Below are 15,296 nucleotides of genomic sequence, written 5' to 3'. Positions count from 1 at the left end.
CGCCAAGGTGAGAAGCTGCGCTCACTTGTAAGCGACCTGAATCTCGTTTCCATGCTCGAGTATGAAATGCAGCCTTTACATTTGAAGCACATCCGGTTATCGGTTCTGGCGAGACAGGTTGCCGCGGAGTTTTTAAATAGCGGATTGGATGACCGATATGACATTGAATTGAAACTGGCCGATGAAGAGGTACAGATCAATGGAGACGAGAAATTGCTGCTTCGGGCAATCAGTAATCTTGTCCAAAACAGTGTGCGTCATAACCCGCAGGGCTGCGAGATTATACTGGAAACCTCCCTTTCCAAGGACCGCTCCCAGTACTTCTTTATCGTAACGGATACTGGATTGGGAATCCCACAGGAGCAATTGGCGGAGATTACCGAATTGCCTTATTCATCAAGGAGAAAGCGAACTGTCCTGCTCGGTCACGGTTTGGGGCTTCCGATGGTGGCAAGGATTGCGCAGGCGCATCACGGCCGTCTCATTGTTGCAAGCGGTGTGGACCAAAGAGGTCTACAAGCAGTTATGGAATTCCCTGTTCAGCCGCAGCATGGAGATAGACAGAGAGAAAAATGAACTAAAGAAAATGGGATTGATGCAGCTAATTCAATTCTTTGGAGGCTCGTTCTCGGTTGCAGTTTGTGGAATTCTTCTAACGATACAAAAAGCATTTCAATTGACTTAGCATATGAGCGCCAGAATGTATACCGCATACTGCTCGTAGTTTGTCTGTTCTCCTTAGCTATTTCACTGTGGTACAAACAAACAGCATTTAAATCAAAAAATTGATCTCAGATGAACGTATGATATCAGGGATGTTTTTGACGAATTTCAACTACCATGAAAATTAAAATCTATTTCTGAAATTGTAACGTCGTAGCCTAAAGTTTCGAGTCTTCGAACAGAATTCCGTACAATAGATCCAAGTTTTTGCTTATCAAAATAATCTTCACCTAAATCTACATACATTTCTTTTCTTGTCAGCAGATAATAAGCGATTCTTAGTATGGCATGTGCTACTACAATAGCTGCTCGTTTCCTGCCTTTTCGTGCTAGTGTTCGTCTGTACATAGCGACAGGGAAGCACCTACGGAGTGTGCAGCTTCTGTTAATGCAGATTTTAGATATTTGTTTCCTTTCTTTCCTTTGGAAGACTTCCTTTTGCCTGCGCTCTCATTATGTCCAGGTACTAGTGCTGCCCAAGAACATAAGTGAGCAGCACTTGGAAACTGGTTTTTAATATTTGTCCCTATTTCAGCTAAGTTTTGTTCAGCCATCCGAGTGGCAATTTCAGGTATAGAATCCAATCGCTCAACGTCTTCCTGATCTAGGGCGACTCTCTGGGCAACCTCTTGATCTAACATCGCAATTTGTTCGGTGAGGAAATCGATGTGGGATAGAATGGTTTTTAGCATCATGCGTTGATGAGGATTAACGTAACCTCGAAGAGCAAGCTAAAGTTCTTCTTTATTCTTTTTCAAAGTTCGCCGAGCGAAGCTTGCTAATTTCTCCGGATCTTCTTCACCATCTGCGATGGCGTGAAGCATGTCCTTAGATGAGACACCCATAATATCTGTAACCACAGAGCCAAGCTTGATGTTTGCATTTGGCAAGCTTTTTGCGATAATTTAGAGGGTAAAAATCCAAGTGACAAACTTAGGGAAGTGGTATCTGCTACCGTTTCCCCTCTTGATTGATTTTGTTTTACACCATCTACACCCATCATAACATTGCCCTCCAAAGGAAAAGACCGTATAGAAACTAGATTCTACACGGCCCCTTCAAAAACCTTTAAATTGGATCGTTTGTCAATAGCCCCTATAATGCGACTTTCAAAGTAATCATGTACTTGTCGTCCGACAGATATTAACAAGACTGTAGAATAGGTCACGGACAGGCGTTGAAACGATACTGTGAAGCATGATATATTAAATTGGTTGCGTATTTAATGTAGCGAACATTAAGTATTTGCAGGTTATATTTAATTGATAAATATATTAGAGGGGTAAAACAAATATGAAATCTAATCCGGACTTTTCAATTAAACCGACTATTCAGGGCCATAAAATAGTACTTCGCCCGTTTCAATCCGAAGACATTCAACCTATGCTTAACATATTGTCTGATTACGAAGTTCGTAAACTAACCGGTTCCATTTGTACCGATCAAGAGGCCTACACTCCTGCATCTCCAGAAGAAATACGTAAAACAACGCAATGGTACCATACACTTAATAATCAATGTGACCGCCTTGACTTAGCAATCGTAGAGATAACTTCAAACAAAATTGTTGGAGAAGTCGTATTCAATGAATATGACGATAATGCCAACAAAGTTAATTTCCGTATTCTGATTGGACCAGATGGACGAAACAAAGGTTTGGGCAGTGAAGCTACTGCGCTTTTTATAAAGTATGGATTTGACATTCTTAAACTACACAAAATAACACTACAGGTTTTCAGCTTCAATCCACGTGGTGAACATGTTTACCTTAAAAATGGATTTGTCCAAGAAGCAATTTTAAGAGAAGATTTCAAGTATGAAAACGAGTATTTTGATTCAAAAATTTATAGCATTCTCTCGTCAGAATACTATAATTAACTTTCATTCCCATCCGAAAACCAATACCATTGCAGTAACATGAGTTTTAAGAAAAGGCTATGTTATATTTCATTGTTGATAATAGAATATGATTCCTGTTTGCCTTTAGTTTATGTAACAAATAAGTCGTTACGATTAGCGAAAATGGAGGTGTAAAAATGTTATATATATTTGTCTGTATCATTTTTATTATTATCTCAATATTTACGTTTAGAAAAGTCGGGATTTCTAACCCCTATTCTAAAGGTCTGTTCCTTGCTATTGTTCTATCTTTTGTAGCGGTTGTTTGCCTTGCTCAAAATTACACTCAGAACCTTATCCCAGAAGTAAACGATGGAATTGGAGTTTCTAATAAAGTAGCGTACTGGATTTTTGGCGAAGACGGTTGGTCCCAAGAAAAATTTCGAGATGTATTTGAGAAGTCCATTTATTTCATCCTCTTTTTAATTGTTTTATACCCTGTGTTTCTTGTGTTTGAGTCAAAATTAAAGAAGTAAGTAACTTCGGGAGCTTAGCTCCCTTTTTTTGAACATAAATCAACAATAAAGTTTAACTTCTTCTGCGACAAATGTTCTAATAGTCAATGACGCAACGATTGCAATTAGAAAGCTTAATCCCCAACTTTTAATTATTTTCATGAATTGAACTCTCCTCTCCATTTCAACGAACTTATTATCTTTTATTAACGATTATTAAATGAAATTGGTTGCATTAACTTTCCTTTATACGCTTCCTAAGGTTCGAAGGTTACGCCGTTTTCCTTCATTTCATTAGCAGCAAATAGCGTTACGGACTAATTCCATTAGTCTGCCCGTTAGTTCAGAAGACGACAGCCGTAACACCGGCTGCCGTCTTTTCGTATTTATTGCGCTAAAGTTACCCGTTTAGTGGAATAAAATGTGTTAACTTGTATTAACAGTTCTGGGTTAGCTCTTTGTACAATCGCCTGACGGATGGAATTAATCCAGGTCCATATTTTTGTTGTTGTAAATCTGCGACTTCTTGTTCTGTTACAAGTTCTGAAACTAAATAAGCTATTTGACTGCTTTTTATGTAGTCCTTATCGAATTTTCTATTAAGTCCTTTGAAATACTCGTCCCAGATGATGTTTGATTGGTTTGATAAACCGTCATTAGATAAGATCATATTAACTATTGAGATGCCACCTACTCCCCATAATGCATCTCCCCAATCAATTATCATAACATTTCCATCTTTTACTGCTATATTTCCTGACCAAAAATCCTTATGAACGCACGTAGATGGAATACTATTCAGATTTTTCACATGATCATCATAATAGTCAGAACTTATGGATAAAAGTCGTTGAATTATTTCGGATTCTTCAGCATTAGAAAACTTTAGGGCCCACCTGCCTACATTATCCACTGCTTCTTGTAAACGTTGGGCCTCACACTGTGGCAAAAATTTTGAAATGAAAGCACCTTCAATAAACGTAATTCTCTGCAGTTTTCCCAAATTGAACGCTGCCTTTAAAGCATACTTCACCTCAATTCCTTCATAGCAACATGATCCAGCATCTGTAACTAGAAACCATCGCCATGTAGATTCCAGGATCAAATCATCATTGATAACTTCAGGTACAATGTTAGGTAAAAGTATATGAAGATGTTTTGTTACCAACGCTTCTTTCCGTTGCCGAGGAGTACCTTTAAGGAAATAAGTCAAGTTATTATTTAGCGATATTTTATAGCACTGTGACCATGCACTATGATCCCAAGGTACATCGATGTTTTTTACTAAACCATGAAAAATTTCTTTCGATTTACTAAGAGCTTTTTGAGAATCGTTATCCATAATAACCCCCTAAGATCAACTACTGTTTATTTCGCAGCTGTTGCTGCATTAACCTGCCCGTTACTCAATAGTCGTAAATTTCTTTCATTCGTCTTTTGCTTGATTCTCAAATAACTGCTTGAGCATGTTGTCTTTGTTATTTAGAAACTGCCTCATAATCACGTAATGATCGGTTTCCTCCAAAGACCTGATTTCAATTCCATCTGGTTTCAGATTATAGATAATCGAATCCGGATATGCCATAAGGATTGGGGAGTGAGTTGAAATGATAAATTGTGAGTTTTGTTGAACCAACTCATGAATTCGAGCAAGCATCGCCATTTGACGGAGTGGGGACAATGCAGCCTCAGGTTCATCCAAAATATATAATCCTTTGCCTCCAAAACGATGGACGAATGTTGAAAAAAACGACTCACCATGTGACTGTTCATGTAATGACTTCCCACCGTAAGATTCTTTAATTGGACGACCGAAAGAAAATTGACTATCAAGATCATCAATATTTGTAGCAAGATTATAGTAACTTTCAGCTCTAAAAAAGAAACCATCTTTTGGTCGATGAGGACCTTTTATCAATTGAATATATTCATATAGGTTAGAATGAGTAGATCGAGTTGAAAATGAAAAGTTTATAGTCCCACCCTCAGGATTAAACCCCCACGCTACTGCAATTGACTCCATTAGCGTTGATTTTCCCATTCCATTTTCACCAACTATATATGTTACCTTGGGGTGGAAATCAAGCTTATCGAGACTTTTAATTACCCCTAGACTAAAAGGATAGTAATTGTAGGAAGAGACACTCTGTCTCTTCAGCTGAATCTGCCTTAAAAAGGATTCATGAGAATTCATATCTTAACACTCCATTTTTTAGTGTTTCTTTACTGGGTATTTTTTTGTTTATTGGTCATCTTAACTTATTCCCTCTTTGCAATCTTATCATAATATAGAAATACATATTCAATCCCCCAACAAAGTTCAACAAAGCACCACGCAAAACTACCCATTAGCGGAGAAAAGGACTACCATCTGGCAGCCCTATCATTATTGAACTAACAGTTATCCGTTAGTTTAATCGTCCGAGGAATCAAGTTCTTGTGATGAAGGTGGTTCAAAAATCTTTATCCATTCTTTAAGTTTTGCTTCAGGTATGAAAAAAGTTCCTTCTTTATGCATATCATTTCTAGCTTTTAGACGTTCAAATAACACTTCTTCAGGCACATCAGCAAAATGAATTTTAAAGACAGCCCCTAGGTTCTTGGCTCTGGAACGAAACTCGTCTCGTTGACTTTGAACCCAGCATCCGAAATCGAGAATTACATCAACACCAAGAACTAAAACTCTAGCCGCCACGTCCCACATTAGGGATTCCACTGAATCATGTCTAGAATCATGCCCAAATAATCTGATATGCCATTCATCGGGAGTAAGGCGAAGTGCTGAGTATTTCGTTTCAAGTTGTCGAGCCAGAGTAGTCTTACCGCTGCAAGGGAGACCAACCATTAAATGAAGTGTCGCCACGTGAATCCCACCTCCTTATATAAACGGATATATACAGAATCTTTGCATCAATCTGCCCTTTACTTTAATAAACAAAAGCAGAGCTGCCCAAAGCAAGCCCCTCATCGTACCCGGTAGTTGAACGAAGGTTTGTCAAGAATTGGCTGATAGCTCCACTGTACTTACCCAATACTTGCAAAATCAGTTGTCGGGAGCATGTACTTTAGTCGACTCATCCGTGTTTTCAATGGTTCTAAAACTTCCGTTTATGATACGGAAGACCCTCGCTTTCTTCGCAATATTGCTTAAGACTATATAGAAAAATAGCCCAGTTATAATTACATACGCGATAAAATGCGGTCACTTCCTCCCAATTCATCTGACGAAAAATGATTGAAGTCTTCCCGTTTTTTTCCTCGAATCAAAGGAAATAGTCGTACCTATCCATTCTGGATCTGAATCAACACACTGCCACAAAATCTTTTTATCGGTAGCAAGCTCATCAACTCGCATCTTTGTTAAACCCTTGCCACCGAATCGGAACTCATTTGTAAAACCTATCTGAATATTGACTATTAATTCATTTGTCCATATTTCTGAAAGCCCTTTTGCAGTGGTTAATGCTTCATATACCTTTGAAGCTGGAACATTCACAGTCTGTAAGTGCACGATACTTGCCATATTGCTCATTCCCCTTCGTGGTAAGGATTTAATTTTGTAGTTAGTCCCTTGTTTGTCACCGTGATCCATATATTCAGAATTTTTAAATCTCCCTTTAATATACTATGTTATGTGAATTCTTATATATTGGATCTAATCTATATCCAGCGATTGCCGATGCAATCAATTCGAGACTTGTAACCTCCATTGTTTAGTTTAATTGCCATTCTATAGATGTCTTAGTTTATCTGGATTTGCTACGGAATAAATCGTCTGGATTTGATTATTTTTCAAAGCAAACGAATATACATATTGAATACTTTCACTAAAGTTAATGCGAATCCCCGGCAGCCTATTCACGGATAGGAAAGTGTAACTGAATTTTCCCTCGTACATTTTCAGCAGGCTCTGATGTAATTTGATGACTTGATCAATGCCGATAATAGGAATCTGCGCCGCTCTGACTTTGCCTCCGCCATCCGAATAGAACACCACGTTTTCACTTATCAGTTCAAGCAGCTTATTTGTATTTCCTTGCATGAGTGAGTTCACGAAATCCTTGACTTTCTCTTCCGCAACCGAGATCGACGGGGTCGGATCCGGTTCGAAGTGGATGCTACTCTGGGCACGATGGAAGATTTGACGGCAATTCACACTGTTTTTTCCGATCATTTCGGCAATTTCGTCATATGAATAGTGAAAAATCTCGCGGAGAAGAAATACGGCTCTTTCCACCGCATTAAGCTGTTGCAGGAGCAAAAGATAAGCCATGGAAATAGATTCTTGTTGCAAATAAACATCGGAGGGGTCGGCTTCTAGGGCCCCTTGTTCAATCAGGGGCTCCGGTAACCAGGGTCCAACATACATTTCCCGTTTTTTGGCTGATGAACGTAAAAGGTCAAGACACCGATTCGTTACGATTTTGTATAGATACGCTCTTTCATTTTGAATCGCATTAGCATTGGGCAATTGATCATAGCTCAGAAAGGCTTCTTGTACAATGTCTTCCGCATCCATGACACTTCCCAACATTCGATAAGCTAACGAAAAAAGAGGAGTTTTATAGGCTTTATACAATGTCTCTAAGCTCACGAAAGTGTCCTCTCTCCTTACTCTCTTGCGAGAGTATATGTTGTACGGCTCTTTTGGCGCTTGCTGTCGCAGCATCGACCAATAATTCACCATGTGTTACCCATTCTCCTGCCACATATAAACCCGTAATTTCCGGGACAGCGGGCCCTGGGTTCTCTTGACGTTTCGTATGCATAAAATCGTAGCTAACCGTAATCTTAGGAAGGTATTGACTGACAATCAATTCATCCTTCCAACCCGGTTGAACCAAATCTAAGGTTTGTTCCAGCACTTGTAATTCCTTATCTGATTCATCCCCCTTTCCTTGATACTTAATAACGGATATGACTTGAGCCCCATCTTCACTTAGATAAGCCGCTCGCGATTGGTTGGAGAGAAAGACCGTTTGATCAATTCCATAAACAAATTGTTGTTTCGGTTTTGGCAGACGTCGCAAAGCTACATCTAAACAAGCAGCCGTGATTTCAATCGCTTGTTCTTTCCAAATGTGAAGAGCGGTTGCTTCAGCATGGGGCACCAGTTGGCAAGTGATCGCAGGCGGTGATGTGACGATAATATTTTTCGCCTGTATTTTCGTTCCGTCTTCACAAACGATATGTTGAACTATTCCGTTGTGATGATCAATAGAAACAACCTTGCTCTTCTTTAAAAATTGTACCCCATAGTTCGTTGCTTTTTTCTCTAATTCATCGACCGTTGCGCCCCAGCCCCGATCCAGATACAACACACCTTTAAGCGAATTTTGAAGTTGTTTTAATACAGGACCCGCAGCTTGTAAATCAGGCGCCACCACATAACTTGCCGTTCGCAGTAGAGAGTAGAATAAATTCCGCACCATGAGATCATGTAAATTTGCTTCGATCCATTCACGGAGACTGATTTGATCATATCGGTGGGTATCCAGTTTTCCTAATTTCGTAAGCCAAGAGACAAGCTCCATTTTACCCTTCCAAGTTAAGAGAGGGGTGGTGAACAGGGATTTAAATCCCATAGGCATAGTAAGTAATTTCCCTTTCCATATTCCATACCCATCGATCGAAGGTTGATTTCCTTGCAAACTCAACCCCAATTCACGGAACGTTGCAAGAGCATCTCCATGATACAAGGCATGCCCGCCTAAATTAAAGTAAGCTCCCTTTTTCTTATTGGAAATAGCTCGCCCTCCTAAGCGATCCTGTTTTTCAATCACAATCGTTTGTTTTCCCGCTTTTGCTGCATAGATTGCAGCCGTTAACCCTGCTATTCCTCCACCCACAACTGCTACTTCATATTTTAGCATCGGAATCATCCCTTTCGATTTTGTACCCGTATGACGGGGAAGGGAGGCGGAATGTGACACAATTAAAAAAGAAATTGTTGAAGAAGCGAAAAACAATACCACCCAAATTTGGAATAAAAGAAAATAATCCTTGCTATTCAAGGCTTCTCGGGTATGTAAGTATGGTGCGGTCAAAAGAACTTGAACCTACGAGATAACGCCAATCTAGGCGCACGTAATAAAAATCCCGTCTTTTATTCCATTTATTCCTGACGGGGATTTAAAGCGGTTGTGTTGCTAAAAATATAAAAACTACGTGTGCCCACGCTATATTGGTTTGACTATGTTGCCAATCCAAATAGTACATGAATCAATTCAACTGTTGAAAGGACAGACGAATGATGAGTACATTCGGCCAATCCTTTTCTGATCATATGAACGATTGTCTCCGAAATCGGTGAGATCGATCGGTTTAATCACCCAAAAAGCTAGTTGCATTCGCTGGAGTAGACCCTAACGTATATGCCTCTGATAAAAAGAAAACGACAGATGAAATAATCCCACGCAATGTTCTGATCAGCACAAAAGCACCAGCGCCAGCCAAAACAAATTCTGCATAAAACGAAATCAAATAATCTCGGAAGGCCGATGTCTCCATCAAAACGGATGGCGCATCCCAGTTCGTCACACTTAAATAGACACCCATTAAGCATACTAAAAGCGCAATACCGGATGCCTTGCCAATATAATCGCCAGCTGGGCTTGGGACTTTCTTGTGCCCAGCCGAACCAAATAAAACTAAACATGCCAAATACGGATGCATACATGGCGTAATCCCTAACGTATTCCCTAACGTATTCCAATAACCGACCTCCGGGCCTGTTTGTCTTATTGATTTATAGTTATCCGTTTGCTCAATCGGCCAATTTCAAAAAAACGTTTTTACAGTAATACAAACACATTCCAAACAATGTGGTCAAATCAATACTGGAGGAGGTCGACTAGCGATCGTTTTTACTGTTTACCGAGTCATGTGAGTCATGTGCTCTTTGCTGTAATTTCTGCAGAACTACATCCTGTTGTATATCCTCTTTAATTGCACTTCTTGCTGTAATGAAAAAAACAATATGTCATCTTACTGGTGTTGAATAAAATCTGTCGCCGTTCATCTTTCGTCAGCGGAAGTGAGAGGCGACAGGATGATCCGATAAAGACAAAGGTCTTTCCCAAGTGCCATATACCCTTTGATAGCAAGGAAGCCATCTTCGGATAACCCTGTTGTTGTAAGCACATCTACGCCTATGGTAACCATGGATACTTCATCAAATCTTGATTGGAGAACATCACGCAAATCCGATTTCGTAAGAACAACAATCAGTGTTGCTTCACTGTCCCATGCAATCGACAAATACCGCTCAAGTCTACGCAGATTAAAATCGTTATTGAGTGCCATACAGATAAAGACAGTATCGATGTTTTGGAATAGGGTCCGTTGCAACGTACCCGTCAGGAAGACGCTCCCTGGCCGGTTTCTGCCTTGCGCAAATACGCCCCCGTTATCGAGTGCTCGGAAGCAGCAAGCTGGACAGGAGTGCCTTCGAATACAATTCGGCCACCCCGGTGGCCGCCCTCGGGACCCATGTCAATAATCCAATCCGCGCTCTTGATCACATCCAGGTTGTGCTCGATGACCACCACCGTGTTGCCCCCGTCGACCAGGCGGTTCATAATGTCCATCAGACAGGAGATATCGGACATATGCAGTCCGGTTGTCGGCTCGTCCAATACATAGAGACTACCTTCCTTGTGAAGTTCCCCGGCCAGTTTGATGCGTTGGCATTCCCCACCCGACAAGGTGCTCAGAGGCTGGCCCAGCGTTACGTATCCGAGTCCCACATCCTCAAGCGTCCGCATTTGACGGAGCAGTTCCTTCCCGCTGAAGAACGCTGAAGCTTCCCGGACCGTCATACCGAGGACGTCGCTGATGGATTTTCCGTTCAGTTTATACTGCAGCACTTCATCGCTGAACCGCTTGCCCGCGCATATTTCACATGCCGTCCTTATAGGCTCGAGAAAGGCCAAATCCGTGTATATCATCCCGAGACCCTGACAGTTGGAACAGGCTCCCTTGGAGTTGAAGCTGAACAATGATGGGCTCACCTTGTTGGCGGCTGCGAACAGCCGGCGGATCTCATCCATCATTCCCGTATAAGTGGCCGTATTGGAGCGGATGGATGCGCCCACGGCCGACTGGTCGATAACAATCGACTCTGGGTACGATGGTAGGAATGCTCCGTTAATCAATGTACTTTTACCTGAGCCGGCTACTCCCGTTACCACGGTCAGCACACCGACGGGTATATCGACGGTCACATCCTTAAGATTGTGCAGGCTAGCGCCGGCTACGGTCATCCGACCCTTGGGCACCCTTGTTGAAGTTTTCAAGGGCAGACTTTGCTTCAAGTACCGTCCTGTCAAGGTATCCGCTCGGAGCAAGCCCGCAAAGTCGCCTTCGTAGACGATTTCTCCGCCGTGGGTTCCCGCATGAGGTCCGACATCAATGATGTAATCGGCGATCTCCATGACTTCGCGGTCATGTTCGACGACGAGTACGGTATTCCCTTTGTCCCGGAGCTGGCGCAGCATTCCGTTCAGACGATGGACATCCCGCGGATGCAGCCCGATGCTCGGCTCGTCGAAGATGTAGATCATGTCGGTAAGACTGCTGCTCAGATGACGGACCATCTTGATGCGCTGCGATTCCCCGCCCGACAAAGTTGCGGTCTGTCGGTCCAGACTCAAATACTCCAGCCCAATAGAGACCAGATGGTTCAGCCGGGTCAGAATCCCGTCAATCATCGGGCCAGCAACGGGTTCCCGAATGGATTCGATCATACGTATTAGCCTTCCAATCTCCATACCCGCGCATTGGGCTATGTTGTAACCGCTAATCCGGCAGCCCAAGACCACTTGATTAAGCCGGCTTCCCCCGCAAAGGTTACACTCCCTAATGGATAGAAAGCGGTCAATGGTTTCGCGTTTGGCATCTGACATCTCGCTGCTGTCCCGTTTTAAATACAGGCGGGTGAGCTTGGGCAGCAGACCTTCGTAATCCGATTCAATATCGCCGCCTTTGGTGCGGTATACGATCTTGCTTTCTTTGCCGTGGAGGAGGGTATCCCATTCTGCCGGCGTATAGTCGGCGAGCCGCTTGTCGTTGTCGAACAAGCCGGAATGAGAATACGTATTCAAGTACCAACTTCCTACTTTAAAAACGGGGAACAGGATTGCGCCATCATTCAGCGATTTGGACCTGTCAAGCAGCTTATCCACATCAAACTGCACCACCTGTCCGACTCCGGAGCATTCCGGGCACATGCCGGCCGGGTCGTTAAATGAGAAAACATGCGAATTGCCGGCAAAAGGTTTACCAATTCTGGAGAAAAGCAGCCGGATCATCGCATAAATATCCGTGATCGTGCCGACCGTCGAACGGGAGTTGCCACCGAGCCGTTTCTGGTCGATAACAACCGCTGTGGACAAGTTCTCGATGAGATCGGTATCCGGCTGACTAAACCGGGGCAGCCGATTGCGGATGAATGCGGAAAACGTCTCGTTAAGCTGCCGCTGAGCTTCGGCGCTGATGGTGTCGAAAACCAGAGAAGATTTGCCCGAGCCCGAGACGCCAGTGAAGATCGTGATTTTTCGCTTCGGGATGCGGACATTCACGTTTTTCAGATTATTCTCGCGTGCTCCTTCAATTACGATATCATAGACGTTCATAGACTCCACCTCCGATTTCTATATTCTAAGTTTTCACAGTATAACTGAAGAATCATGACAAGAGGTGTCATGATTAAACGAATGTTCTCCGTGCAAATAAAGTTTGTTCGGCACCTGGAAAGCTAACGATGCAGCAAGACTCGCCAGAGCAACCGGGACGAAAACAAAGTTTTAAACTGAACCCAATAAATGAATAAGCGGCGGTCGAAGACCAGAAAATAAAGTCGTAGACTTGCCGCTGTTTTTTATCATTGGAATGTGAAATATAATTAGTTTCCATCCAAATGATAAATTAGTTGTACGACACCTGAGGAGAACGTTCTTGTATTAACCATTTTCAAATTCAACCTCTGTTTTATATCCACAAACAGCGGTTTCCCTTCTCCCAAAACCACAGGGTGAACAGATAATCTAAATTCATCTACGAGTCCTAAATTGATAAAAGTTGTAATAAGACTTGCTCCACCATATAGCCAGATGTCTTTACCAGGCTTATTCTTTAATTCATTTACTTCTTCAAGAATACGATCATTTATGAATATTGCTTTATTATCAGTCCCCATTTGCGTCCTGGAAAACACATATTTCTCTTTACTATGAACCAATTCCCAAAATTCTTTTTCAGAATCCGTATGTTCAACTTCCGGAGTAAATTGTCCCCATAAATCATAGCTTTTTCTTCCATATAAAATGGTATCAATTTGATTTAAAAAATTATTAAACCCAAGCTCAGAGTCCATAATGCACCAATCGACTTCACCATTTTTCCCTTCAATAAATCCATCTAAAGTAACCGCTAAATCTAAAATTATTCTTCGTTTCATGATTTGTTACCCCTTTCGTTAATCTACCACCCATTATAGACCTCAAATACGTCACCTTATGTCATATTAATAAAAGAGAGGATATCTTTTCACAATGCTATCCGTCAGAGCAATTCCCTAAAAGCAATACAAGCATTTCTTCAGCGTGGGTTCTCATCGAATCTGCACAACCTTATTTTATACGGGAAATCGTCCGATTGTTTGAGCACCTCATCATACGTAAGCCTGCCCATGATCAGCGCACCGATGTTATCGTAAAACTTCTCATACCCGTTGTCCCCGCCATCGCCTTCTACACCAACAGCCAGTCCTCCGACACGTCTGAACGGGCAATGTAACCATCCAGACTCACCGCAATATACAATACTACTTTCGAATTTCCATTTCTTGATCGCTCCCTTCTATCCATTATGTTACAATAGAATTACGACAAAACTTGACGTAATTAGGAGGATGCCATGAACGAGCGGAGATTAATCATGATGCGGATCATCGACTCCCGAAAGAAGTTTACGGCCCGCGAGCTGGCAGAACGCTTTAATGTTTCAGTTCGGACCATCCAGCGCGACCTGGATTACCTGCAGCAAATCGGTTTTCCATTGTACAGCGAACAAGGGGCCCATGGCGGATACCGCGCGCTGGAGAACCGTATCCTGCCGCCGTTGCAGCTAACCCGGAGCGAGGCGCTCGGCTTGTTTCTGTTGCTTGAAATACTGGAAAAGGTGCCCGATTTTCCATTTGACGCGATTCGCTCCCACCTGGCCGTTCAGTATTACGGAAGCTTGCCTTCCGATGTGCAGACGAACATCGATCAGATGCGCAGCCACATCTCCTTCCGGATGATTCAGCTATATGAACCTGCACCCTGGACGACGGAAATTTTGGAGGCGGCGATCACCAAGCAGGAAATCCGGATCGCCTATAGGTCCGCCAAAAGCGAAAAGGAGCACAAATTGTACCCCTTCGGCATATATTTCGAAAACGGCTATTGGTACATGCCTGCTCGTAACGAGGACAAGGTGCTCCTCTTTCGGGTGGATCGAATTCAAAACGTGGAGAGAACTGGATCGGTTGATCTCGAAGTCCCGTCCCTCGCCGAGTGGATGCAGACTCCCGATAATCGTGAGACAGCCGAAGTGTTACTTCGGTTTTCCTCTTTTGGTGCGCGCCTCGCTAAGGACGACCCAATTTTCTATACGGTTACGGACGGTCATTGGAGCGGCCCGGTTCCGCTGGAAGAATTTCCGTTTACAGCCCGGAAACTGATCCGCTTCGGCCCCGATGTACAGGTCCTATCCCCACCCCCGCTGAGAGATATGGTGCTCCAGCTTCTGCGAGACAGCATGGATCAGTACAAGGAATAGTAGAGGGTGTCCCAAACTAACATGGCCTGACGGCCACCACCATGAATGAAAATGTCTTGGCCTGTGAATCTGTATGTTCCATAATGGAACTGCAGGTCACAGGCCGAGACTTTTTTGGTAGGAAAACGCTGAGTCCCAAACCGGCCGACTGTATCCCGCGAGCACCGCCAATTGTTGCTGAGAGCACGTGTATAAAAATTCTTTTACTCTGAGGGTACATGACCTGCATCACTTAAACTATTTCAGGAGTGATATGTGGGATGGAAGCAATCTTAGAAAGATGTGCTGGGCTTGATGTCCACCAAGAAACAGTAGTCGCCTGTGTTCTGTATGGGGAATTAGATCGCAAACCTAAGCAAGAAATTCGCACCTTTTCCACGACGACCAAGGGACGGC

16 protein-coding genes and 3 pseudogenes are annotated in these 15,296 nt (G+C 42.7%); 7 read left to right on the top strand and 12 right to left on the bottom strand.

Annotated features, from left to right (window positions below; translation table 11 throughout):
- A partial coding sequence (locus tag BK127_RS40290) for a sensor histidine kinase (RefSeq protein ID WP_218639079.1) occupies nt 1-576 on the top strand: 576 nt, incomplete at its 5' end.
- A 476-nt stretch (nt 577-1,052) separates the two neighbouring features.
- Here BK127_RS40290 and BK127_RS45380 read toward each other — a convergent pair.
- Entirely contained in the window at nt 1,053-1,418 is a 366-nt protein-coding gene (locus BK127_RS45380; RefSeq protein WP_256711680.1) for a transposase, read from the bottom strand.
- Nucleotides 1,419-1,454: 36 nt separating this feature from the next.
- The gene (locus BK127_RS45375) at nt 1,455-1,613 is read right to left on the bottom strand and encodes a hypothetical protein (RefSeq protein WP_256711679.1); all 159 of its coding nucleotides are present in this window, start codon (nt 1,611-1,613) and stop codon (nt 1,455-1,457) included.
- 403 nt (nt 1,614-2,016) lie between these two features.
- Between BK127_RS45375 and BK127_RS40280 the strand changes: the two genes are divergently transcribed.
- Together BK127_RS40280 and BK127_RS40275 are read left to right on the top strand one after the other, a co-directional pair.
- Nucleotides 2,017-2,601 carry a GNAT family N-acetyltransferase gene (locus BK127_RS40280; protein ID WP_076238288.1) on the top strand — a complete coding sequence of 195 codons (585 nt, stop codon included), beginning with the start codon at nt 2,017-2,019 and terminating at the stop codon, nt 2,599-2,601.
- 158 nt (nt 2,602-2,759) lie between these two features.
- Nucleotides 2,760-3,098: a hypothetical protein gene (locus BK127_RS40275; RefSeq protein ID WP_076238287.1), complete on the top strand. Its 339-nt coding sequence runs from the start codon at nt 2,760-2,762 to the stop codon at nt 3,096-3,098.
- A gap of 415 nt (nt 3,099-3,513) precedes the next feature.
- Here the strand turns inward: BK127_RS40275 and BK127_RS40270 are convergent, their stop codons facing one another.
- The 6 genes from BK127_RS40270 to BK127_RS40245 all read right to left on the bottom strand — a co-directional run bounded on the left by BK127_RS40270 (nt 3,514) and on the right by BK127_RS40245 (nt 9,091).
- Nucleotides 3,514-4,419 (bottom strand): phosphotransferase, encoded by a 906-nt coding sequence (locus tag BK127_RS40270; protein ID WP_076238286.1) that lies wholly within the window; start codon nt 4,417-4,419, stop codon nt 3,514-3,516.
- Between the two features lie 84 nt (nt 4,420-4,503).
- Nucleotides 4,504-5,271: an AAA family ATPase gene (locus tag BK127_RS40265; RefSeq protein WP_076238285.1), complete on the bottom strand. Its 768-nt coding sequence runs from the start codon at nt 5,269-5,271 to the stop codon at nt 4,504-4,506.
- Nucleotides 5,272-5,490: 219 nt separating this feature from the next.
- A complete protein-coding gene (locus tag BK127_RS40260) occupies nt 5,491-5,940 on the bottom strand; it encodes a P-loop nucleotide/nucleoside kinase family protein (RefSeq protein WP_218639078.1) in 450 nt (149 codons plus the stop codon).
- Nucleotides 5,941-6,294: 354 nt separating this feature from the next.
- Nucleotides 6,295-6,600, bottom strand: a complete 306-nt coding sequence (locus BK127_RS40255; RefSeq protein ID WP_256711678.1) for an SRPBCC family protein — start codon at nt 6,598-6,600, stop codon at nt 6,295-6,297.
- Between the two features lie 207 nt (nt 6,601-6,807).
- Nucleotides 6,808-7,656, bottom strand: a complete 849-nt coding sequence (gene sigJ, locus BK127_RS40250; protein WP_256711677.1) for an RNA polymerase sigma factor SigJ — start codon at nt 7,654-7,656, stop codon at nt 6,808-6,810.
- On the bottom strand, nt 7,649-9,091 hold the full coding sequence (locus tag BK127_RS40245) for a phytoene desaturase family protein (protein WP_256711676.1): 1,443 nt from the start codon (nt 9,089-9,091) through the stop codon (nt 7,649-7,651). The genes sigJ and BK127_RS40245 overlap by 8 nt, the downstream gene beginning before the upstream one ends.
- Before the next feature lie 276 nt (nt 9,092-9,367).
- Between BK127_RS40245 and BK127_RS43380 the strand changes: the two are divergent.
- A pseudogene (locus tag BK127_RS43380) lies at nt 9,368-9,477 on the top strand (transposase); the annotation flags it as partial.
- A gap of 617 nt (nt 9,478-10,094) precedes the next feature.
- On the opposite strand, the gene rsgA reads toward BK127_RS43380, so the two are convergent.
- Entirely contained in the window at nt 10,095-10,427 is a 333-nt protein-coding gene (gene rsgA / locus BK127_RS40235; protein WP_076238281.1) for a GTPase RsgA, read from the bottom strand.
- Between the two features lie 8 nt (nt 10,428-10,435).
- Nucleotides 10,436-12,277, bottom strand: a complete 1,842-nt coding sequence (locus tag BK127_RS40230) for an ATP-binding cassette domain-containing protein (RefSeq protein WP_256711675.1) — start codon at nt 12,275-12,277, stop codon at nt 10,436-10,438.
- A 57-nt stretch (nt 12,278-12,334) separates the two neighbouring features.
- Here BK127_RS40230 and BK127_RS45370 point away from each other — a divergent pair, with 57 nt between their 5' ends.
- On the top strand, nt 12,335-12,760 hold the full coding sequence (locus BK127_RS45370; protein WP_256711674.1) for a hypothetical protein: 426 nt from the start codon (nt 12,335-12,337) through the stop codon (nt 12,758-12,760).
- A 221-nt stretch (nt 12,761-12,981) separates the two neighbouring features.
- Here the strand turns inward: BK127_RS45370 and BK127_RS40225 are convergent, their stop codons facing one another.
- Entirely contained in the window at nt 12,982-13,536 is a 555-nt protein-coding gene (locus tag BK127_RS40225; protein ID WP_076238279.1) for a dihydrofolate reductase family protein, read from the bottom strand.
- 164 nt (nt 13,537-13,700) lie between these two features.
- Nucleotides 13,701-13,945 (bottom strand): annotated as a pseudogene (locus BK127_RS45365) (dihydrofolate reductase family protein); the annotation flags it as partial.
- Between the two features lie 49 nt (nt 13,946-13,994).
- Between BK127_RS45365 and BK127_RS40220 the strand changes: the two are divergent.
- Together BK127_RS40220 and BK127_RS45360 are read left to right on the top strand one after the other, a co-directional pair.
- Entirely contained in the window at nt 13,995-14,900 is a 906-nt protein-coding gene (locus BK127_RS40220; RefSeq protein WP_076238278.1) for a helix-turn-helix transcriptional regulator, read from the top strand.
- 260 nt (nt 14,901-15,160) lie between these two features.
- Nucleotides 15,161-15,296 (top strand): annotated as a pseudogene (locus tag BK127_RS45360) (IS110 family transposase); the annotation flags it as partial.

The sequence above is a fragment of the Paenibacillus sp. FSL H7-0331 genome (assembly GCF_001956045.1).
This window is presented reverse-complemented; position numbering and strand designations above follow the sequence as displayed.